This is a genomic window from Halomarina pelagica, from assembly GCF_024228315.1.
In the GTDB taxonomy this organism is placed as follows: Archaea; Halobacteriota; Halobacteria; order Halobacteriales; family Haloarculaceae; genus Halomarina; species Halomarina pelagica.
On the sequence record NZ_CP100454.1, the window covers coordinates 1,472,375 to 1,495,154 of the forward strand.

At 69.8% G+C, this 22,780-nt stretch carries 19 protein-coding genes; 6 read left to right on the plus strand and 13 right to left on the minus strand.

Annotation, left to right across the window (positions count from 1 at the left end; translation table 11 throughout):
• Positions 1 to 25 precede the first annotated feature (25 nt).
• The 3 genes from serB to NKI68_RS07695 all read left to right on the plus strand — a co-directional run bounded on the left by serB (position 26) and on the right by NKI68_RS07695 (position 1,444).
• Positions 26 to 661, plus strand: coding sequence for a phosphoserine phosphatase SerB (serB, locus tag NKI68_RS07685; RefSeq protein ID WP_254546130.1), 636 nt, complete (start codon positions 26 to 28; stop codon positions 659 to 661).
• A gap of 85 nt (positions 662 to 746) precedes the next feature.
• Complete coding sequence (locus NKI68_RS07690; protein ID WP_254546131.1) at positions 747 to 1,034, plus strand: hypothetical protein; 288 nt, start codon at positions 747 to 749, stop codon at positions 1,032 to 1,034.
• A 47-nt stretch (positions 1,035 to 1,081) separates the two neighbouring features.
• The gene (locus NKI68_RS07695; protein WP_254546132.1) at positions 1,082 to 1,444 is read left to right on the plus strand and encodes a hypothetical protein; all 363 of its coding nucleotides are present in this window, start codon (positions 1,082 to 1,084) and stop codon (positions 1,442 to 1,444) included.
• A 119-nt stretch (positions 1,445 to 1,563) separates the two neighbouring features.
• Here the strand turns inward: NKI68_RS07695 and metX are convergent, their stop codons facing one another.
• The 5 genes from metX to NKI68_RS07720 form a co-directional block, all read right to left on the minus strand.
• Positions 1,564 to 2,817: a homoserine O-acetyltransferase MetX gene (gene metX / locus NKI68_RS07700; protein ID WP_254546133.1), complete on the minus strand. Its 1,254-nt coding sequence runs from the start codon at positions 2,815 to 2,817 to the stop codon at positions 1,564 to 1,566.
• Entirely contained in the window at positions 2,814 to 4,100 is a 1,287-nt protein-coding gene (locus NKI68_RS07705) for an O-acetylhomoserine aminocarboxypropyltransferase/cysteine synthase family protein (protein WP_254546134.1), read from the minus strand. The genes metX and NKI68_RS07705 overlap by 4 nt, the downstream gene beginning before the upstream one ends.
• 161 nt (positions 4,101 to 4,261) lie before the next feature.
• Positions 4,262 to 7,051, minus strand: a complete 2,790-nt coding sequence (locus NKI68_RS07710; RefSeq protein ID WP_254546135.1) for a TRAP transporter permease — start codon at positions 7,049 to 7,051, stop codon at positions 4,262 to 4,264.
• Positions 7,048 to 7,539, minus strand: a complete 492-nt coding sequence (locus NKI68_RS07715; protein ID WP_254546136.1) for a DUF1850 domain-containing protein — start codon at positions 7,537 to 7,539, stop codon at positions 7,048 to 7,050. Before NKI68_RS07715 ends, NKI68_RS07710 begins: the two co-directional genes overlap by 4 nt.
• Positions 7,540 to 7,594: 55 nt before the next feature.
• The gene (locus NKI68_RS07720) at positions 7,595 to 8,665 is read right to left on the minus strand and encodes a TAXI family TRAP transporter solute-binding subunit (RefSeq protein WP_254546137.1); all 1,071 of its coding nucleotides are present in this window, start codon (positions 8,663 to 8,665) and stop codon (positions 7,595 to 7,597) included.
• 177 nt (positions 8,666 to 8,842) lie between these two features.
• Here NKI68_RS07720 and NKI68_RS07725 point away from each other — a divergent pair, with 177 nt between their 5' ends.
• On the plus strand, positions 8,843 to 10,078 hold the full coding sequence (locus NKI68_RS07725; RefSeq protein WP_254546138.1) for an MFS transporter: 1,236 nt from the start codon (positions 8,843 to 8,845) through the stop codon (positions 10,076 to 10,078).
• Between the two features lie 72 nt (positions 10,079 to 10,150).
• Here the strand turns inward: NKI68_RS07725 and NKI68_RS07730 are convergent, their stop codons facing one another.
• Together NKI68_RS07730 and NKI68_RS07735 are read right to left on the minus strand one after the other, a co-directional pair.
• Positions 10,151 to 12,505, minus strand: coding sequence for a right-handed parallel beta-helix repeat-containing protein (locus NKI68_RS07730; protein WP_254546139.1), 2,355 nt, complete (start codon positions 12,503 to 12,505; stop codon positions 10,151 to 10,153).
• 324 nt (positions 12,506 to 12,829) lie between these two features.
• Positions 12,830 to 13,999: a pyridoxal-phosphate-dependent aminotransferase family protein gene (locus NKI68_RS07735; RefSeq protein WP_254546140.1), complete on the minus strand. Its 1,170-nt coding sequence runs from the start codon at positions 13,997 to 13,999 to the stop codon at positions 12,830 to 12,832.
• A 99-nt stretch (positions 14,000 to 14,098) separates the two neighbouring features.
• On the opposite strand from NKI68_RS07735, the gene ligA reads away from it, so the two are divergent.
• On the plus strand, positions 14,099 to 16,243 hold the full coding sequence (gene ligA / locus NKI68_RS07740) for an NAD-dependent DNA ligase LigA (RefSeq protein WP_254546141.1): 2,145 nt from the start codon (positions 14,099 to 14,101) through the stop codon (positions 16,241 to 16,243).
• Between the two features lie 306 nt (positions 16,244 to 16,549).
• Here the strand turns inward: ligA and NKI68_RS07745 are convergent, their stop codons facing one another.
• The 4 genes from NKI68_RS07745 to NKI68_RS07760 all read right to left on the minus strand — a co-directional run bounded on the left by NKI68_RS07745 (position 16,550) and on the right by NKI68_RS07760 (position 19,209).
• The gene (locus NKI68_RS07745; RefSeq protein ID WP_254546142.1) at positions 16,550 to 17,383 is read right to left on the minus strand and encodes an ABC transporter permease subunit; all 834 of its coding nucleotides are present in this window, start codon (positions 17,381 to 17,383) and stop codon (positions 16,550 to 16,552) included.
• Complete coding sequence (locus tag NKI68_RS07750) at positions 17,380 to 18,330, minus strand: ABC transporter ATP-binding protein (protein ID WP_254546143.1); 951 nt, start codon at positions 18,328 to 18,330, stop codon at positions 17,380 to 17,382. The genes NKI68_RS07745 and NKI68_RS07750 overlap by 4 nt, the downstream gene beginning before the upstream one ends.
• Before the next feature lie 81 nt (positions 18,331 to 18,411).
• Positions 18,412 to 18,729, minus strand: coding sequence for a DUF7967 family protein (locus tag NKI68_RS07755; protein ID WP_254546144.1), 318 nt, complete (start codon positions 18,727 to 18,729; stop codon positions 18,412 to 18,414).
• Positions 18,730 to 18,894: 165 nt separating this feature from the next.
• Positions 18,895 to 19,209 carry a hypothetical protein gene (locus NKI68_RS07760; protein WP_254546145.1) on the minus strand — a complete coding sequence of 105 codons (315 nt, stop codon included), beginning with the start codon at positions 19,207 to 19,209 and terminating at the stop codon, positions 18,895 to 18,897.
• Positions 19,210 to 19,482: 273 nt separating this feature from the next.
• Here NKI68_RS07760 and NKI68_RS07765 point away from each other — a divergent pair, with 273 nt between their 5' ends.
• Complete coding sequence (locus NKI68_RS07765) at positions 19,483 to 21,243, plus strand: excinuclease ABC subunit C (protein ID WP_254546146.1); 1,761 nt, start codon at positions 19,483 to 19,485, stop codon at positions 21,241 to 21,243.
• Positions 21,244 to 21,273: 30 nt separating this feature from the next.
• Here the strand turns inward: NKI68_RS07765 and NKI68_RS07770 are convergent, their stop codons facing one another.
• On the minus strand, positions 21,274 to 22,221 hold the full coding sequence (locus tag NKI68_RS07770; RefSeq protein ID WP_254546147.1) for a ring-cleaving dioxygenase: 948 nt from the start codon (positions 22,219 to 22,221) through the stop codon (positions 21,274 to 21,276).
• Positions 22,222 to 22,288: 67 nt separating this feature from the next.
• Entirely contained in the window at positions 22,289 to 22,627 is a 339-nt protein-coding gene (locus NKI68_RS07775; protein ID WP_254546148.1) for a DsrE family protein, read from the minus strand.
• Positions 22,628 to 22,780 lie beyond the last annotated feature (153 nt).

The window sequence follows — 22,780 nt, forward strand, 5'->3', positions numbered from 1 at the left end:
AACCCCCGGCGTGCAATCGCCGGGCATGGACCTCGTCGCGTTCGACTTCGACGGAACGCTCTCTGACTCGGAGATGACGGTGCTGCTCGGCCGCGAGCGGGGGGTGGCCGAGGAGATGGCGGCCATCACCGAGCGGGCGATGAACGACGAGATCGACTACGCGACGAGCCTGCGGCGGCGCGCCGCGCTCCTCGACGGGCTGCCGGAGGCGGCCGCCGAGCGCGCCTACGGCGAGGTCGCGCTCCGCCCGGATGCCGCGGACGTGATCCGATCGCTCCGCGAGGCGGGCGTCCACGTCGCGATCCTCACCGGGGGGTTCGAACGGGGCGTGCGCGCCGCCCTCGACGCCGAGGGCGTGGCCGTCGACTCGGTCGTCGCCAACCGCCTGCCGATCGTCGACGGCGAACTGACCGGCGACGTGGAGGGGCCGCTCGTCGAGGGGACGAAGGACGACGCGCTCGCCGCCCTCGCGTCTGACCTCGGCGTCGACCTCGAGGACGCCGCGGCGGTCGGCGACGGCGCGAACGACCTCCCGATGCTCGAAGTGGCCGGCCTCGCGGTCGGGTTCGCCCCAAAGCCCGCCGTCGCGCCCGTCTGCGACGTCATCGTCGAGTCGATGGCCGAACTCGCGGACGTCCTCTCGACGCGTCGCGTCGTCTGACTCCGGCGCGTGCATCGCCGGCGCACGCGACGAGCGCGGCGTCTGACGAAGCTTTATCCGGGTCGCCGGCGGGCACGCACGTGTGATGGCGTCGTCGTGGTTCCTCGTGTCGTGGTTCGTCGGCCTTCCGCGTCGTGCGGCCGCGCGGGTGCTGGGCTGGATCAGCGACAACCCGCTCCGGGTGGCCGGCGGGGTCGCGGCCCTGCTGGCGGCGGGTCGCCTCTACGGTATCGCCCGGGGCGCGCTACGTGGTCCGGCCGCCCCGACGGAGGCGCAACTCCCGGCACTGGCGGTCGACCTCGCCGTCGCGCACCCCGCGTACGTCCTCGCGACGGTCCTCGGGACGGTCGCGGTCGTGCGGCTTCGGTCGTGAGCCGCGAGCGCGACAAAGTATTTACGACGCGAATTACCAGAACGCGTGTGAGGGCTCGACCGGGTAACCGGTCCGGCGTCGGTAGGCTCCCCCGAAGCGAGCCACCGCTGCCGATAAAACTCCTCGCCGGTATCGGGTTCATCGTCGGGATTCTCTCCGTGGCTGGTGCCGTCGTGCTACTCGTCGCTCGGACGGCCGGCCTATCGCCGTTGCTCCTTCTCCTGTTCGGTATCGGCGAAGTAGCCGCGGCTATCGGGTTGTGGCGATTACGGGCGTGGGGTTTCTTCGTCGCACTCTCGGTCCTCGCGCTGAACGCGCTCCTGAACATGATCGAGGGCGATCTCGTATCGGTCGTCGCGATGGTACTGCTGATCGCCTACCTCGTGAAGAAGAGTTACCTCTTCCACTAGCTGCGCCACCGGAGACGCCCCCCTCCGACACGCGACGGAGCTTCGTTCGAGTCGTCACGTTCGGGGGTCGAGGGAGTTGGCCCCTCGTTCGACGAATCGCCCCGCTCGTCGTACCCCGATCAGCTGAACAGGCTCGTGTGCACCGGCGCGAACTGGCTCGGCCGGTCGGTGGAACTGGCGGTGTCGGTGACGGGACCGGCGCGCACGCCGGAGGCGAGGAAGCCGCGGAGCGCGGGGCCGAGCTTCGACGGCTCGACGAGGAAGGCGTCGTGGCCGTGGTCCGACTCGATGACGTGGTGCGCCGTCGGCGTCCCCGTCGCGCGGAACGCCTCGGCGACCGTCTCGGCCTGGTCGACGGTGAAGTGCCAGTCGCCGGTGTAGGAGACGCAGAGCGCCTGCCCGTCGAAGGCGGCGAGCGCGTCCGCATCCGAGGTGTAGCCCTCCGCGAGGTCGTAGTCGTCCATCGCCCGCGTCAGGTAGAGGTAGCTGTTCGCGTCGAAGCGGTCGACGAAGCGCTCGGCCTGGTAGTCGAGGTACGACTCCACGTCCCGGTAGGCGAAGAAGCCCGCGCCCGGGTCCGCCGGGAAGGTGTCCGGGACGGCGCGCCCGGCCGCCCGGCGGCCGAACTTCGCGTCCATCGAGTCCTTCGAGAGGTACATCACGTGCCCGAGTTGCCGGGCGAGGCCGAGACCCTCGGTGGGTCCGTCGCCGGGGTAGTAGTCGCCGCCCTCCCACTTGGGGTCGGACGTGATGGCGCGGCGGGCGACGGCGTCGATCGCGAGACACTGCGGGTCGAGCCGCGCGGCGGTGGCGATCGCGGCGACCCGATCGACGCGGTCGGGGTAGCGCTTCGCCCAGTCGAGGGCGTTCATCCCGCCGACGCTCCCCCCGACGACGGCGTGCAGGCGGTCGACGCCGAGGTGGTCGAGCAGGCGCGCCTGCGCCCGGGTCCAGTCGGCGACGGTGACGGCGGGGAAGTCCGTCCCGTAGGGCTCGCCCGTCTCGGGGTTCGTCGCGGGCGGGCCGGAGGAACCGTAACAGGAGCCGGGGACGTTCGCGCAGACGACGAAGTACTCCGTCGTGTCGATCGCCTTCGCCGGGCCGACGACGTCGTTCCACCAGGCGCGGGCCTGGCCGTCGGTGGCGTCGTCGGTTCTTCCACTCCCTCCGCTGTCTCGTGGACGGCGTCCGCTCGACGCTCCCGTCGCGCTTCGCGCGACGTTTGCCACGTGCGCACTCCCCGTGAGCGCGTGGCAGACGAGCACCGCGTTCTCGCCGTCGTACTCGCCGTAGGTCTCGTAGGCGAGTTCGAGGTCGGGGATCGACTCGCCGCAGGCGAACTCGAAGGAACCGAGGGAGACGCGTTCGGTCATGTGCCGATCGCCCGCTCTAAGTCCGCGACGACGTCCTCGGGGTCCTCGATGCCGACCGACAGGCGGACGAGGTCGGGCGTCACGCCGCTCGCGCGCTGGGCCGCCTCGTCCAGTTGCGCGTGGGTCGTGCTCGCCGGGTGGATGACGAGCGTCTTCGCGTCGCCGATGTTGGCGAGGAAGCGCGCGAGGCGCACGTTCTCGCAGAGGCGCTTTCCGCCTTCGTAGCCGTCCTCCAGGCCGAAGGCGATCACGCCGCCGTAGCCGCCGTCGAGGTACCGCGTGGCCAGGTCGTGGGTCTCGTGGGACTCGAGTCCGGGATAGGTGACCCACGCCACGTCGGGGTGGTTCGCGAGGAACTCCGCGACGACCTGCGCGTTGGCGCAGTGGCGCTCCATCCGGAGCGCGAGCGTCTCCAGCCCCTGGAGGGTGACCCAGGCGTCGAAGGGCGACTGCTGGTCGCCGAGCGACCGGAGCGCACGCTGGCGGGCGGCCTCGGTGAACGCCCGCTCGCCGTAGCGCTCGGCGAAGTTCAGCCCGTGGAAGGCGGGGTTCGCGCCGCCCACCTCGGGGTACTTCTCGGGGTACTCCTCCCAGGGGAAGGTGCCGCCGTCGACGAGGACGCCGCCGACCGTGGTGCCCGAGCCGTGGATCCACTTCGTCGTCGACTCCCAGACGAGGTCCGCGCCGTGCTCGATCGGCCGACAGAGCGCCGGCGTGGCGAACGTGTTGTCCACGAACAGCGGGACGCCCGCCTCGTGGGCCACGTCGGCGATCCGCTCGAGATCCGCGGTGACGAGCGACGGGTTGCCGATCGTCTCGAGGTGGACGTAGGCGGTGTCCTCGTCGATGGCGTCCGCGTAGGCGTCGACGTCGAGCGTGTCGACGAACCGCGCCTCGATCCCCCGCCTGCTGGCCGTGTGCGAGAGGTACGTGTGGGTCCCGCCGTAGATGGAGGAGGCGGAGACGACGTTGTCGCCCGCGCCGGCGAGGACGAGCGTCGCGGCGTCGAGCGCGGCCATCCCCGAGGCGGTGCAGAGCGCGCCGACGCCGCCGGACAGCGAGGCGAGGCGGTCCTCGAGCAGCGCGACGGTCGGGTTGCTGATGCGCGAGTAGACGTGGTCGTCGTCCTCCAGCGCGTACCGGGCCGCGGCCACGTCCGCGTCCGGGAACTCGTAGGAGGAGGTCTGATACAGCGGCGGGGCCGCCGCCCCCGTCGCCGGGTCCGCGCGCTGCCCGGCGTGGACGCAGCGGGTCCCGAACCCCAGCGGAGTCTCGTCGTTCATGTGTGCTGTGCATACGCCCGCACGAATCTATAACCGACAGTTACGGCAATGCTCGCCGCTTGTGTCCGTGGCGCATGACGAGCGGCGGGCGAGGCCCGCTACGCGGCGGGCGACGGCAGGAGGGAAGCGTGGGGCGTCGGACGATACGCCCGGTACGTCGGTCAGTCGGTCGTCGGGGCGACCTCTTCGGTCGTCGTGGACTCGCCCGCGGCCCCCCGTCGGTTCACGACGGCGAGGACGCCGAAGAGCGCGCCGCCGAGGCCGCGGAGCACGAGGTCGAGCAGGAGGGGATCGCCGATCCCGACGGCGACCCCGAGCGCCGCGAGCAGGTCGAAGACGGCGTTGAGCAGCAGCTTCGGGGCCATGAGCAGGAACGCCGAGAGCGCGAACAGGGCGCGCTGGCCCCGACCGAGGCCGGCGTAGAGGAAGCCGATGACGGTCGCGCCGAGCGCGACGACGCCGAGGAACACGCCGGCGATAGGTACGAGCACCTCGAGGAGGAAGAACGCCGGATCGGCGACCGCGCCGAGACCGACCACCGTCGCGTTCTCGCCGGTCCCCCTGATAAGCAGGATGCCGGGCGTGAGAACGAACGCGAACGGAACGATGGCCTTGTTCAGCGACAGCGAGAACGCCTCGACGCCCGTCTTGAACGGGTCGGACTTCGCGATCCCGCTCGCCGCGTAGGCGGCGACGGCTACCGGCGGCGTGATGTCGGCGATGACGCCGAAGTAGAGGACGAACAGGTGCGCCGCGAGCACCGGGATGGCGCTCAGTTCGGTGATGGCGGGGACGAGCAGCGCCGAGAGGATGATGTACGTCACCGTCGTCGGCATCCCCATCCCGAGGATGATGGCCGAGATGGCCGTCACGACGAGCAGGAGGACGATGGAGCCGCCCGCGAGGTTGGCGATGAGCTGGACCAGGTTCGGCCCCAGCCCGGTCGACGCGACGACGCCGGGGATGATGCCGGCGGCGGCGACGGCGATGACGACCTCGACGGCCGTCCGCGCACCCGCGTTCATCGACTGGAGGACGAACCCGCCGTACGTGAACGGAGCGTTGTCCGTCAATCGTGGCCGGTTCAGCAGGTCGGCGGTCTCCTCGACCGCCTCGTCGACCTGCGCGTCGTAGTCGAGCAGCGGCGAGTCGAGGTGCGGGCGCAGCAACAGGGTGGCGAGGCTCACCACGATGACGATCGTTCCCAGATCGCCGAGCGCGCCGTAGGCCGCGGTCCGCAGGCCGACGCCCCCGTCGCCGGCACCCGTGACGAGGCCGACCAGGCCCGTTCCGGTGACGAGATACGCCGCGAACGAGCCGAGCGTGAGCATCGCGACGACGCCGATCAGCGGGAGGCGGGTCCGCTCGTTGTACGCCGCCACGAACGCGATCAGCGCCATGATGGCGACGAGCGTGAACCACGCGGAGCGCGCGACCGACAGCCGCGCGATCAGCAGGTAGTAGAGCAACAGGACGACGGGGACGAGGTAGAACCACCCGCGGCGGACGTGCGTCCGCGTGTCGATGACCTCGTCCTTCGACAGGCCGCCGATGCCGACCCGGGAGGCCTCCAGGTGGACCATCACCCAGACGCCGAAGAAGAACACGACCGCCGGGACGGCCGCCGCGGTGATGATGTCGGAGAACGGCGTCCCCGTGTACTGGATCATCAGGAACGCCGCCGCCCCCATCACCGGCGGGAGGATCTGTCCCCCGGAGGAGGCGGAGGACTCGACCGCGCCGGAGAACTCGGGGCTGTAGCCCGAGCGCTTCATCAGCGGGATCGTGAACGCACCCGTCGTGACGGTGTTGGCGATAGACGACCCGGAGATGGTACCCATGAACCCCGACGCGAGGACGGACGCCTTCGCGGGGCCGCCCTTGCGCGTCCCCGTCGCGGCGTAGGCGAGGTCGATGAACCACTGGCCCGCACCGCTGGTCTCGAGGAACGCCCCGAACAGGATGAAGATGTAGATGAACTGGACGCTCACCGAGACGGGGATGCCGAAGACCCCGTTGTTGACGTTGTACCAGAGGTTCTGGACGATCTCTGCCCACGAGAACTGATCGATCGCGAGCACCCCAACGACGGGCGTATCGACGGAGATGAGGTGCCCGTAGTGGGCGTAGACGATGAAAGACGCCACGATGATCGTGAGCGGCAGGCCGAGCGTCCGGCGGGTCGCCTCGAGCACCATCAGCACCCCGACGATGCCGACGAGGTAGGCGTAGGAGAGCGTATCGAGCGGGATACCGAGCGCGGAGATCGCCTGCACCGGCACCGCGAGGAAGGTGAACACTTCCTGGATCGGCGCGCCCTGGTCGATGCCGAACAGCCGGAGGTTCAGGATCTCCTCGAAGTCGGTGACGATGTACCCGCCCGCCATGATCGAGAACAGGACGAACAGCGCGTCGAGCGGCGTGACGCGTTCGAAGTCGTCATCGACCATGAACCACCGCACGCCGCGTCGGACGCCCTCGGCGGCGCGGGTGGCGGGACTGGACGCCCCGAAGCGCGTCCGGACCGCGGGGACGACCCTCGCGAGCCGACGACTGAGGAAGCCGTCGCCCGTCGTCGTCGGGAACAGGAGGAACGCCAGCACGAGCGCGAACGTGACGTGGATGGCGTTGACCTGCAACGCCTGTAGCTGTCCCAGATCCACGGTGACGCCGAACGGGAGCGTGAGTTCGAAGTCCTGCCCGCGCGCGGCGAGCCACATCTGGAACGCCGAGAAGAGGATCCCGATGACCGAGACGAGCACGGCCGTCGCGCCGCGCAGGTCGCGCTTGCGCTCGATCTCCTGTCTGAGTTCCTCCCGCTCCTCCTCGGAGAGTACGTCGTCGTCCGCCGGGGAGTCGACGGTCCCGCCGTCGGGTCTGCGGGGCGGGTGGTTCGACTCGTCGGCGTCGGCGAGCGGGCGGTTCGTCCGGGAGTGCGTATCGTCCGTCATGATAGGTACGAGAGGGCGACGTCGAGCGCGGAGCGCTGGGCGATCGAGAGGCGGACTGACCGCGCGTCGGAGCGGGCGACGAGGTCGTAGGTTCGGTTACCGACGTGGAGTTCGTGCCCGGCGACGCGGCCGGGCTTCACGTATAGTTCTTCGCCGGCCCACGCCGGGTCGAACGTGAGGTTGCCGTCCTCGGCGAGCGTCACGTTCGCGCGGGCGGGGAGCCCCCAGCCGTACGACTGAAACTCCATGCGCGTCATGACGAGTCGGTCGTCCCTGACGGCGTAGACGTCGAGCACCCGCGTCTTCTCGACGCTGTGAGTGTACTCGAGCGCGACTGTCGCGTTCTCCTCGACCGGGACGACGAGCAGCCGTTCGCCCGTCTGGGCGTCCGAGACGACGAGCGCCTGGCCGGCGGGCACCGCCGCCGCTCCTCCCACCGCGAGCAGACAGACGAAAACCGCCGCGAACGCCCGAACTGCGGTTCGCATCGTTACCGACCTGCGATGCCGCGCCGAATACGCTTTGCGACATCGGCGCGGGCCATCAGTTGGCGCTCTCGTTGCTCGAGCTGTCGTTGCCCGACTGGTTGGTCGCGTTGCCGCCGCTGCCGCCGCTGCCGAAGTACGCCTTCGCGCCGGGGTGCAGCGGGATGGACATCCCTTCCTGGGCGCTGTCTTTCGTGATGAACTGCTGTTTGATGCTGATCTCACTCGTGTTGTCGAAGATGGCGGCGGTAACCTCCTCGACGGTCTTCTCCGGCACCTCGGCGGTCGTCGCGATCATCGCCTGTACGGAGACGGTCGGGACGGGCTGCTGGTTGTCGTAGGTCCCCTCCGGAATCTCGTCCTCCGCGTAGAACGGCGCGGCGTCGAGGACCTTCTGGCGGTTCTGACCCTCGATGGGGACGATGACCAGGTCCTCCGTGGTCGCGAGTTCGTTGACGGCACCGACGGGCCACCCGCCGACGACGAAGGCGGCGTCGGCGTCGCCGTTCTTCAACTGCTCGGCCGCGCGCGAGAACCCGGTGTTCTGCTCGTCGTACTCGGTGATACCGAGGGCCTCGAGGATCTGGACGGCGTTGACCTGCGTGCCGCTCCCGATGTCGCCCGTGTTGATCGTCTTGCCCTGGAGGTCGGCGGGCTTCGTGATCCCCGTCTCCGCCAGCGTGACGATGTGGATCGTCTCGGGGTAGAGCGTGGCGACGCCGCGGAGGTTCTTGATGGCGTTCCCCTTGAACGCCTCGATGCCCTCGCCGTTGTACGCGAAGTAGGCGATGTCGTTCTGGATGAGCGCGAAGTCCGCGTCCCCCTGCGAGAGGCTGCCGACGTTCTCGACGCTCGCCCCCGTCGAGCGGACGGTGACCTTGTAGTCCGTGTTGTCCTGGATGATGCCCTTCAGCTGGTTGGACAGGGGGAAGTACGTCCCACCGGTCCCGCCAGCGTCCCACGTGAGGCGGTTAGAACCGCCGCCACCGCCGCCACCACCACCAGAGCCATTGCCGTCGCCGGAGCCGTTACCGTCGCCGCCACCGCCGCCGGCGCACCCGGCGAGGAGGGATGCTCCGACTGCACCGACCGCAGTCAAAAACGTTCGTCGATTAGCACGTTGCGTCATAGCGTATTGTATCCCCGTGGGGGAATATAGATACACCGTTATCGACGCTCACTGGTTGGTAGTACCACGGTTACGATCCCCGCACTTCCCGTCCCGCCCGCTGTTTCGGTAGCTCCCTCGACACTACCCGGCGACGCGTCCGACGGCGTTACCATCCCCGCGCGCGTATCCCGGTCCGTGACCGTCAAACGCGCGCGGACCGTCCTCGCTGCGACCGTCTTCGCGGTCCTGTTCGCCCAGGTGCTGCTGTATCCGGGCGTCACCGACCTCGTCGCGCTCTGGACTGACGCGCCCGCCGGGGAATCGCTCGCGGAGACGGGCCTCGACGCTGGCAAGTGGTTCCTCGCGGCCGAGTTCGCCGGGTTCGTCCTCTTCGCGGGCGCGTGGGGTGCGCTCAGCGACGCGCTCGGACGGCGCGTCCCGCTCGTCACGGCCGGTGCGCTGGGCGGCGCGCTCGGCTACGCGGCGCTCGCCGGTCTCGCCCTCGTCGACGCCTCCTTCGGGACCGTCCTCCTCGTCCGGTTCGCGCAGGGCGCGCTGACGATCGGCGCGTTCTCGCTCGCGATGACGATGCTGATGGACCTCGACGGCGGCCACGGGCGGAACATGGGCGCGGCCGGCATCGCCATCGGTCTCGGGACGGCCCTCGGCGCGCCCGTCGGCGGCCGCCTCGCCGACCTCGATCCGATCGCGCCGGTCGTCGCCGCTGGCGCGCTGCTCGTCCTCCCGGGGCTGGTCGTCCTGCTCGTCGAGGACCGCGCGCCCGGCGGGCGGGAGGGCGAGGGAGCGCTCGCCGCGCTCTCGAGTCTCCGGGCCCGACCCGCGCTCTCGCTCCCCTACGCCTTCGGGTTCATCGATCGGCTGACGGCGGGGTTCTTCGCGCTCGTCGGCACCGTCTACCTCCGCTCCGCCTTCGACCTCGACGCGACGGCGACGGGGCTCCTGCTCGGCGCGTTCTTCGCGCCGTTCGCGCTCCTGCAGTACCCGATGGGCGTGCTCTCCGACCGCATCGGGCGGAAGGTCCCCATCGCGCTCGGGTCGACGCTGTACGGCCTCGTCGTCGTCGGCGTCGTCCTCGCGCCGACGGTCCCGCTGGTCGCCGTCCTGCTGGTGCTGACGGGCGTCACCGGGGCGTTCATGTCGCCCGCGACGATGGCGCTCGTGACCGACCTCGCCGCGGAGCGCGATCGGGGGGTCGCCATGGGCGGCTACAACGTCGTCGGCTCGTTCGGCTTCCTGGTCGGCATCGTCGGCGGCGGGACGCTCGCCGACGCGTTCGGCTTCACGGTCGCCTTCGTCGTCGTGGGCCTCGCCGAGGTCGTCCTCGCGGCGGCGGCGCTCCCGGCGCTCTCGCGCGTCGACCCCGAGCGCGTCAGCGTCTTCGACCGCGGCGAGAAGGGAGAGAGCGCCTGAGCACCGAGCGCTCGGCGCGGGTTCGGTCGTTCGATCGGGCGTGCGGGCGTGGTCGCTATCGACGGGGCGGCCCTAGACCGACTCTTCGTCGACCGGCTCGCCGTTGACCTTCAGGTCGGCGTCGCCCCTGACGTCGAACTCGACGATCTCGCCGGAGTAGCGGTAGACGTCCCAGCCGCCCGCGATGACGCCCTCGGCGGCCCCGTCGGCGACGCGGTCCTCGGTGCCGAAGTCGGGGTCGAACGCGATGTCCCCGCTCACCTCGACGTGGTACGGCAGGAGTTCGCCGGGATCGCCCTTGATCGAGATCGTGTTGGGCAGGTCGTCGCTCGACTCCGTCTTCTCCCCGCCGTCGGTCCCCAGCTCGTCGGGATCGACGAAGGTGCCGTTGACGCTGACCTCGGCCTGGCCGTCGATGTCGAACTCGGCGATCTCCCCGGAGAAGCGGTAGACGTCCCAGCCCCCCGCGAGGACGCCCCGCGCGGTGTTACCGCTCACGACGTCCTCGGTGCCGAAGTCGGGGTCGAGTTCGATCGCGCCGTCGACGACGACGCGGTACGGGGAGACGGCGTCCGACCGGATGGAGAGGACGTTCGGCAGCGACTGCGGCGTCGCGCCGGACGCGGTCGCACCGTCGCCCCCGTCGCCCCCTCCGGACGACCCGTCGGACGATCCACCGGACGATCCGTCGGACGATCCGTCGGTCGAGGCGGTCTCGACCTCGACGTCTCCGCCCGTCGCCGCGCCGTCCGAGGAGGCGTCGTCGGAACCGGACGAGCCGTCGGACGAACCGCCATCGGTCGCGTTACCGTCATCCGATTCGCCGGACGAGCCGTCGCCGTCGTCCGAGCCGGTCGTCTCGTTCGAACCCGTCGAGCCGTCGCCGGTGGGTTCGCCCCCCTCGCCGGCCTCGCTTCCCTCGTCCGTGTCCGCGCTCTGCGACGCCGACGAGTCGGACCCGCCGTCGCTCGAGGAGCCGTCGTCGGAGGACCCGCCGGAACTCGCGCCGCCGTCGGGATCGGGGAGCGGACACGAGCCGCTCTCGTCGATGTTCGAGGTGGCGACGCCGGCGTCGTCCTCGACGACGGTCTCGCCGGGAACGTCGATGGTGCTGTCCTTCACCGTACAGCCGCTGGCGTGGCGGACGACGACGCCGTCGTACCCCCCGTCGAGCGAGATGCAGGAGTCGGTGACGGACGACCCCGACCGCCCCACGATCTCGATGCCGCCGCGGTGGGGGTCGTCGTCGCCGCCGGTGATGCTCACCCCCTCGACGGTGATCGCCGCGTCGTCGATTTCGCTCGACGGCGCGCGCGCGAAGATGTTCGCGTGCCGCGTCTCGTTGCGGAACCGGCAGTTCCGGACGGTCATCGCGCCCGCGGTACCGGAGACGCGCAGCAGGCCGCCGCTGACGTCGGCGGACTCGAGGACGAACTCGCAGTTCTCGACGTAACCGCCCTCCTTCGCGTAGTCCCCCGACTCCCACCAGAGGGCGCGGACGTTGTCGAACGCCTCGGGGTCGTTGTCGGCCGTGTCGGTGTCGACGACGAACGTCGAACCCCTCACGTAGGACCCCTCGCCGGCGATCCGAACCGACGCGATGTCGTTGTTCTTGAAGTAACAGTCCTCGATGCGGATGTCTCCCTGACACCGGCTCGCGTAGATGCCGTTCTCGCCGGCCTCCTCGACGTGCGAGTTGCGGATGTAGAGCGTCCCCCGGTGCTTGTGACCGACGAACAGCGCCTGCGTCCCGCTCGGGTACCGGCCCACCGCGCCGCCGCCGCGGCGGACGTAGCCGTCGATGACGCCGGTACCGTCCTCGTCGTAGATGTACGGCGCGAGGCCGCGCTGGCCGCTCCGCGCGTTGTATCCGGCGATCTCGACGTCGTGGAACTGGAGGTTGTCGTTAGGAGCGAGGTACAGGCCGACGGCGGTCTCACCGTCCTCGTACTGCTGGAGCGTGAAGTTCTCGTAGAGGTGCCCGCGCCCCCAGCGGATCGTCAGGAAGAGCTCGTTGTACCCCTCGGGGAAGACGAACTGCGTGTCCCGGCGACTCCCGCCGGTCCCCCGGATGCCGAAGTCGTCGAGCTGGAAGTGCTCCTGCTCTCTCGTCGCGAGGTACTCGCCCGGCGGGAACTCGATGAGCGTCCCGCTCTGGATCGCGCCCGCGAGCGCGTCGTCGATCGGTTCGTTCCCGTTCGGATCCATCCCGAGGTCCTCGACGGCGTTCAGGACGCGATCGAACTCGATGCCGTGCCGCGTCGCGCCCTCGGCGCTCGCGGGTACGGCGGAGCCGAGGAGGCCGAGCGACGCGGTAGTGGCCGCCCCCATCCGGAGATACGACCGCCGGTCGAGACGCGGTCCGGAGCCCTCGCTCCCCTTTTTCTCATCTGTCAGCTGGTCGGTACCAGGGTGATTCCCAGTCATTGACTCGTCGGGATTGCTTTAGACGAAGGTTATGAAATTTTTGCTCTCTAAGCTTGATCCCCCTGTGAATGTATTTACCCCGTGAACGAATCGCGATACATTTACTATTGGAGAAACGTTTTGTCTCCATTCGAAAAGTATCGTTCGTACATATTCTCTAAAGCCGTTAGTTGTATTTCAGCTAGTAACAATGTCCTCGACTGTGACCGCTTTCTCGCCGTCGATCTCGATGTATCACGCGCGCAAACTACTCGGGAAGTAGATAGTGGTCGGTACCGACGAGTCCCGGGATCGCGGCCGTCGTCTCCGACGGCGCGGGGACGATCAGTCGAGCGCGCCCTCGGTGGCCGACGTGCCCGCTTCGACGTCCGCGCTGACGCCGGCGTCGTTCAGGGCTTCGCCGACCGTGCGTACGCCCCGGATCACGTGTTCGGGGGTGAGGTTCCCCATGTTGCTCACGCGGAAGATCTCGCCGCCGAGGTGGGCCTGCCCGCCGGAGAGGCTCACGTTGCGCTCCTTCACCGCGTCGAAGAACGCCGAGGAGCGGTCGCCGCGGACGGCTTCGGGGAGGGACGTCGCGGTGACCGTGTTCGACCGTTCGGTCGGTCCCGCGGCGTTCGGGAAGGGGTCCAGTCCGAGCGCGTCGAACCCCGCGCGGAACGCCCGCGCCTGTCGGCGGTGGCGCTCGATGCGCGCCGGCATCCCCTCGGCTTCGATCTCCTCGACCGCCTCGGCGAGCGCGCGGAACAGCGGTACCGCACTCGTGAAGGGTGTCTGGTGCTGCTCGGCCTTCCGGAGGTGCCACTCCAGGTCCTCGTAGAACGGCGCGGACTCCCCGTCGGCGCGCTCTGCGGCCCGCTCGGTGACGAACAGCGCGCTGACGCCGGGCGGCGCGGCGAGCGCCTTCTGGGCGTCGGTGATCGCCACGTCGACGCCCCAGTCGTCGATCCGGAACTCGTCGCCGCCGATGCTCGTCACGCCGTCGACGACGAACAGGGCGTCGCGCTCGCGGACCAGTTCGCCGACCTCGGCGACCGGGTTGAGCAGGCCCGTGGAAGTCTCGTTGTGGACCATCGTGACGACGTCCGTGTCGTCGGTGATCGCCTCCGCGACGGCGTCGAGGTCGAAGGACTCGCCCCACTCGACCTCGACGGTCGTCACGCGGGCGTGGCGCTCGGCGATGCGAGCGAACCGCCGTCCGAACTTCCCGTTGACGAGCGCCACGACCTCGCTGTCGCCGTCTGCGAGGTTGGCGACGGCCATCTCCATCCCCATCGTGGCCGTCCCGTTGAGGACGAGCGGCGTCCCCTCGCCGGTGGTGCGCTCGTCGGGCGTCGAGCGCGTGAAGACGTACTCGAGGCCGTCCTGTGCCCGCTCGTAGGTCGCCTCGAACGCCGCCGAGCGGTGCGATACCATCGGCTCGTCCATCGCCCGTCGAACGCGGTCCGAGAGGGGGACGGGACCGGGATTCAACAGGAGGAACTCCTCCGACATACCTCCCCCTCCGTCCGCTCGGGGATAAGCGTCCCCGTCCTCGCAAGCTTCGCCGCCGGAACGCCCCGTTTTTAACTCCCTCGGTCCAACTCCCGACCGATGAGCACGGACGCCCGCGAGGCCCCCGACAACCCCTACGTCGAGGACCCACCGACCGAGTTCGACCCGGTCGAGGACCTCACGGAGGACGCGGCGCGGCGGCAGGCCGAGCAGCTGCGCGAGGCCATCCGCTATCACGACCGGCGCTACTACGTCGAGGCCGATCCAGTCGTCCCCGACCGAACGTACGACGCGCTCTTCTCCCGTCTCGAGGAACTCGAAGCGACCTTCGACCTCCAGACGCCGGACAGCCCGACCCGGCAGGTCGGCGGCGAATCGCTCGACGAGTTCGACACCGTCGAGCACGTCGCCCCGATGCTGTCGATCGATTCGAGCGGCGAGGCCGAGGACGTCTACGACTTCGACCGTCGCGTCCACGAGCTGCTCGGCCTCTCACAGACCGACGGCGACTCGTCGGGACAGGCGTCGCTCGACGCCTACGCGGACGGCTCGGTGGAGTACGTCTGCGAGCCGAAGTTCGACGGCGTCTCGATCGAGGTGATCTACGAGGACGGCCGGTACGTCCGCGCCGCGACGCGCGGGGACGGCAGGCGCGGCGACGACGTGACCGCGAACGTCCGCACGATCCGCTCGATCCCGCTCCGCCTCTCGGGGGACTACCCCGAGTTCCTCGCCGTCCGCGGGGAGGTCTACATCCCCCGCGACGCGTTCCAGGCGTACAACCGCGAGCGCGTCGAGCGCGGCGACGAACCCTTCGCCAACCCGCGCAACGCCGCCGCGGGGACGCTCCGGCAGCTCGACCCCGCCGTGACCGCGGAGCGGCCGCTCGACTGCTTCTTCTTCGACGTCCTCGACGTCTCCTACGGGTTCGAGACCCACCGCGAGCGGCAGGCGACGCTCCCCGAGTGGGGACTGAAGGTCAACGAGCGCGCCACCCTGGTCGACGACGTCGAGGGCGCGATCGACTACCGCGACCGACTCGTCGAGGACCGCGACGACCTCGACTACGAGGTCGACGGCGCGGTGCTCAAGGTGAACGACCTCGAGCAGTGCGACCGACTGGGGGCGACCTCGCGCGCGCCGCGGTGGGCCTACGCGTACAAGCTCCCCGCGCGGACCGAAGAGACGACGGTGCGCGACATCGTCGTGCAGGTCGGACGGACCGGGCGGCTCACGCCGGTGGCGCTGCTCGACCCGGTGGACGTGTCGGGCGTGACCGTCTCGCGGGCGAGCCTCCACAACCCCGATCAGATCGCCGCGTTGGGCGTCGCCGTCGGCGACCGGGTGCGGATCCAGCGCGCGGGGGACGTCATCCCCTACGTGGAGGAGGTAGTCGAGGACGGCGGCGACGGGCACTTCGAGTTCCCCGAGCGCTGTCCGGTCTGCGACAGCGCGGTCGAGTTCGACGGCCCGCTCGCGTTCTGCACCGGCGGGCTCGCCTGCCCGGCGCAGTTGAAGCGCGCCATCGAGCACTACGTGAGCCGGGGAGGTCTCGACGTCGAGGGGCTGGGCGAGCAGAAACTCGATCAGCTCATCGAGACGGGGCTCGTCGAGTCCATCCCCGACCTCTACGACCTCCGGGTGGCGGACCTCGCGCGACTCGACGGCTGGGGGGAGAAGAGCGCGCGGAACCTCCTCGACGAACTGGAGGCGAAGAAGGAGCCGCGGCTCTCCGACTTCCTCGCGGCGCTCGGCGTCCGCGAGGTCGGCCCGACGACGGCGACCTCGCTGGCGCGGGCGTTCGGGTCGCTCGACGCCGTGATGGACGCCGACGAGGACGAACTGCAGGAGGTGGACGACGTGGGGCCGACCGTCGCCCGGGAGGTCCGCGAGTTCTTCGAGAGCGAGCGGAACCGCGAGGTCATCGAGGCGCTGCGCGAGCGCGGCGTCGAGCCGCGGTCGGTGGACCTCGAGACGAGCGACGCGCTCGACGGGCTCACGTTCGTCTTCACCGGATCGCTCGACGGCTACACGCGCGGCGAGGCGCAGGAACTCGTCGAGCGCCACGGCGCGAACGCCACGAGCAGCGTCTCGGGGAACACCGACTACCTGGTGGCGGGCGACAACCCGGGGGCGAGTAAGCTCGACGACGCCGAGGAGGAGGACGTGCCGGTGCTCGACCGGACCGGGTTCGAGGAACTCCTGGCCGAGCGCGGGGTCGACGCGGACGACGCGAGCGCCTGACCGAGCGCGGAGAGCCGCGGCTGGAGCGGAAAAGGGGGCGAGCAGGCGACGCGGAGGCGGCCGGGGGCGACCGGCCGCGACCGCGCGGCGGTGCGTCGCACGATCGCGAAACGCCGCGCGGTGACGATCAGCGCACGTCGACGCTGGTCCCGTCTTCGTTTATGAAGTCTCGGGATCGGTCGATCGGCCCGGCGGGGTCGCGGGGGCTCGTCCCCTCGGCGACGGGTCGTCCTCGTCGTCGCTTCCGAACCCCGAGATCGATCGCACCCCCGTTCGACCGGGGACGAAAAAGCGTTCGAGACCGCCTCAGAGGTCGGCCCGGTTGAACTGGGCGAAGCCGAGCGCGAGGGGGACGACCAGCCAGAGGACGAGGACGACCAGGCCGAACCACTCCTGGAGGTAGAACGGGACGTCCGCCGCGCCGGTCTCGAGACCGGGGATGAGCGCACGCGCGGCGTTCGAGTAGGCGGCGCTCGGCGAGAGCGTCGACACGAACGTGACGAAGTCCTGGACGGTCTGCGACGGCGGGTTCGCCGGCGTCAGCGTGAATCCGTTGATGACGTACAGGAGCACGACGGGAACGACGTCCCAGAGGAACTCGAGGACGACGAACAGGCCGACCGCGCCCGCGAGCGCCTTCGACGTGGAGGACATGAACGACGAGAAGCTGATGCCGATGCCGATGTAGACGAGCGCGAAGAACATCGTCAGCAGCACGAACAGGCTGTACGCGCCGGGTTCGAGGCTACCGTACTCGAGTACGACGACGGCCGCCGCGACGGCGAAGCCGACGGCGATGGCGACGAACACCGAGAGGGTACGCCCGACGAACTTCCCGAGGATCATCTCGCTTCGAGTGTGGGGGAGCGAGAGGAGGAGTTTGATGCTCCCCGAGTCGCGCTCGCCGACGATCGCCTTGTAGCTGATCATCAGCCCGATGATGGGGACGAGCAGGCCGGTCGGGAGCAGCAGGAACCCGAGCAGGCCGAGGACCTCCGCGCCGCTCCCGACCGTGGCGATGTTGCTGTAGAAGTACGCGACGCCGGCCGCGAACAGCACGAACAGGACCGACAGTCCCCAGAGCCACTTCGACCGCGCCGAGTCGCGGAAGTCCTTCCGCGCGACGGCGGTCCAGCTCACGCCTCCACCTCCGTCTCCGAGTCGCGCCGCGGCGCTGATCGCTCGTCGTTCGTGTAGCTCACGAACAGTTCCTCGAGCGAGGCCTTCTCCGTCGAGAAGTCCCGCACCTCGCCGCCCGCCTCCTCGACGGCGGTGAGGACGGCCGTCTTCGAGCCGTCCTGTATCGAGACGACGAGCGCGTCGCCGTCGACGGCGACGCTCGTCACGCCGGGCACGTCGCGCGCGGCCGCGACCGCCGCGTCCGACACGTCGGCCATCCGGACGGTGAGCGTCGAGCCGCTGCCCATCGACTGGCGCAGTCCCTCGATGCTGTCCTCGGCGACGAGGTCGCCCTCGCGGAGGATGCCGACGCGGTCGCAGACGGCCTCGACCTGCTCTAAGATGTGACTCGAGAAGAACACCGTCGCGCCCCGGGCGTTCTCCTCGCGGATGATCTCGCGCATCTCGCGCGCGCCGTTCGGGTCCAGTCCCGTCGAGGGCTCGTCGAGGATCAGCAGGTCCGGTTCGCCCACGAGCGCCATCGCGAGGACGAGGCGCTGGGTCATCCCCTTCGAGTAGCCGCCCGCCTTCCGGTCGGCGGCGTCGGCGATCCCGACGCGCTCCAGGAGGGCGATCGGGTCGTCGTCGGTGTCCTTCGATTCGATGGCGAACTCGACGTGCTGACGACCGGTGAGCCGGTTGTACACGTCGTAGCCGTCGGGGAGGACGCCGGTCCGGGCGCGAACCGCCTGCGAATCGCGCTGTGCGTCCATCCCGAGGACGGACGCGGACCCCTGCGTCGGGCGGATGAAGTCGAGTAGGACGTTGATCGTCGTCGACTTCCCGGCCCCGTTCGGACCGAGAAAGCCGTATATCTCGCCGTCTTCGACCGCCAGGTCGAGGTCGCGGAGGGCGACGACGCCGTCACCGAATCGCTTGGTGACGCCGTTCAATTGTATCGCGGGCATACGGGCGCGACTTGCGTCGGGGAGCAGAAAGTCTTTGCTCCGTTTTTATACCTCGATAGTCAAACGTGCACACGTACCGCGTCAGATCGTGTCGTCCGGGGCGTGCCGGTCGGCCATCCGCGCCGCCTCGGTCGCGTAGCGCTCCCGCGTCTCGTCGTCCTCGACGGGCGCGAGGTCGTCGGGGTCGGCCTCGATCGCGGCGGTCACGCCCCCGGACCCCCCGAGGAGGTTCGCGGACCGCTCGCGCTTCCGGTACCGCTCGCCGTCCGGCGTGGCGTAGACGAGCGTGATGAGGTTCCGGTCGTCGTAGGTGCGCTCGACCAGCCAGAGACGAGCGGTCCCGCCGTCCGCGTCGGTCGCACCGTCCGCGTCGATTGCGTCGTCCGCGTCGTCGGGCATGGCGAGCCCTTCGCCCGGCGGCGACTTGTATCCCGTCGGCCGTATCCGATCTCACGGAAGGTCGGCCGTCCAGTGGCTGTTCAGTGGGGTCATCATCGCCACACGAGAACGAATTCCGCGCCTCACTAGCGATGCTCTGATGACACGGTTGTTGTCGTCACCTGGCTACGGAGAGCACCTCGAATAGAACTGTGCGGTGTCAATCACCATTCCGTCGTCGTTCAGTACAGCGATGTCGAACGCCGTCGCGTCCTCGGCAGCGAACGTCACGGTTCGACGTCCCGCCTTCACGTCCGGTACCGTATGAATCGTTTCCCCGTTCGAAGTGATCACTATGCGTTCTACGTTCCTTCCTTTCTCTACCTTTAGTTCGACCTCTAGCTCATCGAAGTGCACGATGTTTACGAATCTGAACGTCCCGTTCTCGGGACGCTCTGTGACGCCGTTACGGCACCCCTGACTCGGGCCGTTCGTGTCCATTGTTCGTGTGCCCGCGCCGAATCGATTCAACAGAAAATATCCGCCAGCGATCGAACCACCCACGATCCCTGCTAAAATCGACCGTCTCGTCACCATATTGGTCAACCACGCATAGACGAGTATGCACCTTTGCTAACTGTTCCGATACGATAACTTCTCGTATATCATTCACCCAGATATGGTTCAGAGATCTAACTAACACGTTGGCCAGCTTTCCCACCGGCGGCGCGAACGCGTCACCCTCTTACCCACCGCGCCCCTCGATTTCGGTGAATGGATTCGGCGGCAGTGCGCGAACGCGCGGGCGAGTTGCCCCGCTCTCCCGGCGTCTACCTCTTTCTCGACGACCGCGAGGTCGTCCTCTACGTCGGGAAGGCGGTCGAGCTACGCGCCCGCGTGCGCTCCTACGCCGACCCGCGGAGCGCGCGCATCCGGCGGATGGTCGAGCGGGCGCGGGGGATCGACTTCGCCGTCACGGACACGGAGACGCAGGCGCTCCTGCTCGAGGCGAACCTCATCAAGCGCCACCAGCCGCGGTACAACGTCCGCCTGAAGGACGACAAGTCCTACCCGCTCGTGCAGCTCACGGCCCACGAGTTCCCCCGCATCGAGGTGACGCGCGACCCGGACGACTCCGCCACCGTCTACGGTCCATACACCGACAAGGGACGGGTGGACACCGTGGTGAAGGCGCTGCGCGAGACCTACGGCGTCCGGGGCTGTTCGGACCACAAGTTCGCCGGCCGGGACCGCCCCTGCCTGGACTACGACATCGGCCTCTGTACGGCCCCCTGTACCGGGGAGATCAGCCGCGAGGGGTACGTCGCGGACGTCGAGTCGGTGAAGCGCTTCTTCGAGGGGGAGGGGGGCGTGCTCGCCGACCCGATCCGCCGGGCGATGGAGGCGGCGAGCCAGGACCGGCAGTTCGAGCGGGCGGCCCACCTGCGCGACCGCCTCGCCGCGGTCGAGGCGTTTCACGGGGGCGGCGGCGAGGCCGTCGTCGCCCGCGACCGGCGGACGGTGGACGTGCTCGGGGTCGCCATCGAGGGCGAGCGGGCGACGGTCGCCCGCCTGCGCAGCGAGGACGGGAAGCTCGTCGACCGCGAGCGCCACACGCTCTCGACGCCCGGCGACGACGGCGAGACGGGAGGCGTCGCGGGCGTCCTCGCCGCGTTCGTCCCGCAGTACTACGCCGAGCGCGCGCTCCCCGACGAACTGCTCCTCCCGGAGCGACCCGAGGGCGAGGAGGTCGCCGCGTGGCTGGAGCGCGAGGGCGTCTCGCTGCGCGTCCCCGGCGCGGGGCGGGAGGCGACGCTGGTCGACCTCGCGCTGAAGAACGCCCGCCGCGGCGTGGGACGACGCGACGAGGCCGGTTCCCTCTCGGACGCGCTCGCGGCCGCCTACCCCGACCTCCCGGCCCGGATCGAGCGGATCGAGGGGTTCGACGTGAGCCACGCGCAGGGTCGCGCGGTCGTCGGCTCGAACGTCGCGTTCGTCGGCGGCTCGCCCGAGAAGGGCGACTACCGCCGGAAGAAGCTGGACGACCGCAACGACGACTACGCCAACATGCGCGATCTGGTGCGCTGGCGGGCGGACCGGGCGGTCGCGGGCCGCGACGACCGCCCCGACCCGGACCTCCTGCTGATCGACGGCGGGGAGGGCCAGCTCGCGGCCGCTCGCGAGGCGCTGGCGGAGGCCGGGTGGGACGTGCCCGCCGTCGGCCTCGCCAAGCGCGAGGAGCGGGTGATCACGCCGGAGGGATCGTACGACTGGCCGGGAGACGCCCCCCACCTCCACCTGCTACAGCGGGTGCGCGACGAAGCCCACCGGTTCGCGGTCCAGTACCACCAGACGCTGCGCGACGAGGTGCGGACCGTCCTCGACGACGTGCCCGGCGTCGGCCCGCGGACGCGGCGTCGGCTGCTCCGGCGGTTCGGCAGCGTGGAGAACGTGCGGGCCGCGACCGTCGAGGACCTGACGAGCGTCGAGGGAGTCGGCCCCAAGACCGCGGAGACGCTGCGGCGACGGCTCTAATCGATCGGTTCGACGACGGGCGAGCCCCCGTCAGTCCGCGTCCGCCGTCCCGCGCTCGACGGGAAACGGCGAGAGGTGCGCCTCCACGTCCTCGCGTCGGTCCTCCAGCCAGGCGGGGAGCATCAGTTCGCGACCGAGGTCTGCGGGGTCCTCGTCGACGGCGAAGCCGGGGTCGTCCGTCGCGAGTTCGAACGCGCACCCGCCGGGTTCGCGGAAGTAGAGCGACCGGAAGTACTGTCGGTCGACGACGGGCGAGACGTTCGTCCCAAGCGCGGAGATGGCCTCGCCCAGTTCGGCCTGCTCGGCGGCCGACCCGACGCGGAAGGCGACGTGGTGGACCTGCCCCGGGCCGACCGGGGCGGGTCCGGACGCCTCGCGCCTTACGACGTCGAGGACGGCCCCCACGCGGCCGACGCTCCGGTAACGCAGGCGGCCATCGTCCGTTCCGTCGAGCGCGTACCCCAGCGAGTCTTCCACGAACCGCGCCGTCGTCTCGGGGTCCTCCACGGCGACGGTGACGCCGAAGAGCCCGCGGACGGCCTCGGTCGTCGGGACGCTCCCGCCGGTCCACGGCTCGTCGCCGCCGTCGACCGCCACGAGGTCCACCGACAGGCCGTCGGGGTCGGTGAACGAGAGCACGGGCTGGCCGAATCGCTCTCGGCGCGCCGTCTCGACGCCGTGCGCGCCGAGGCGGTCGACCCAGTACCCGTGCGACTGCGGCGGGACGACGAACCCGACCGCCGTCACCTCGCCCGTCGCGCGCTGGTCCGTCTCGTCGCGGTCGGACCACGGCGAGAACGTCACGATCGTTCCGGGCGCGCCGGTCCCGTTACCGTAGTAGAGGTGGTGCGCGTACGGGTCGTCTGCGGCGACGGTCTGTTTCACCAGGCGCAGGCCGAGCAGGTCCCGGTAGAAGGCGAGGTTTCGGTCGAGCGACTCGGTGAAGGCCGTCACGTGGTGGAGTCCGCGGATCGTCATGGTGCGATGTCCGTCCGCCCTGCCCGACTCGCTCTCGCTCGACTCCCCGTCCACGCCGCGCGACCGATCAGGGGACCTTGATGTAGCGGTATCCCGACTCCTGCAGCTTCGAGACGGTGCCGACGCCCGAGCTTCCGGGCTCGACGCCCGCGAGCAGGTCGTCGGTCGAGATCTCCCGCGTCCGCAGCGAGTTGCTGCAGGCGTAGAAGTCGACCGCCCCGTCGAGGTCGGCCACGGCGTCGGCGTGCGCCGACCCCTCGACGAGCAGCCACACGGCGTCGCCGTTGGCGACGAAGGCGACCGACTCCAGGTCGACGGTGTCGTCGGCCAGGAGGTTGCGCGCGTTCGCCAGCGCGTGGCGCTGGTCGTCGTCCGACCCGCTCGAACAGTGCAAGACGACGTTCATCGATACTAGACACGTTGTCACGGGGCATAAGCTAGGGGTACTCCGTCACGTTACGTGGCGTCCCGAGGTTCCCCTCGAAACCGCACGCCGTCCGCCGTTCGCCGTCCGCCGTTCGCCGTCCGCCGTCTATCGTCGCTCGGCTCGACACGTAAC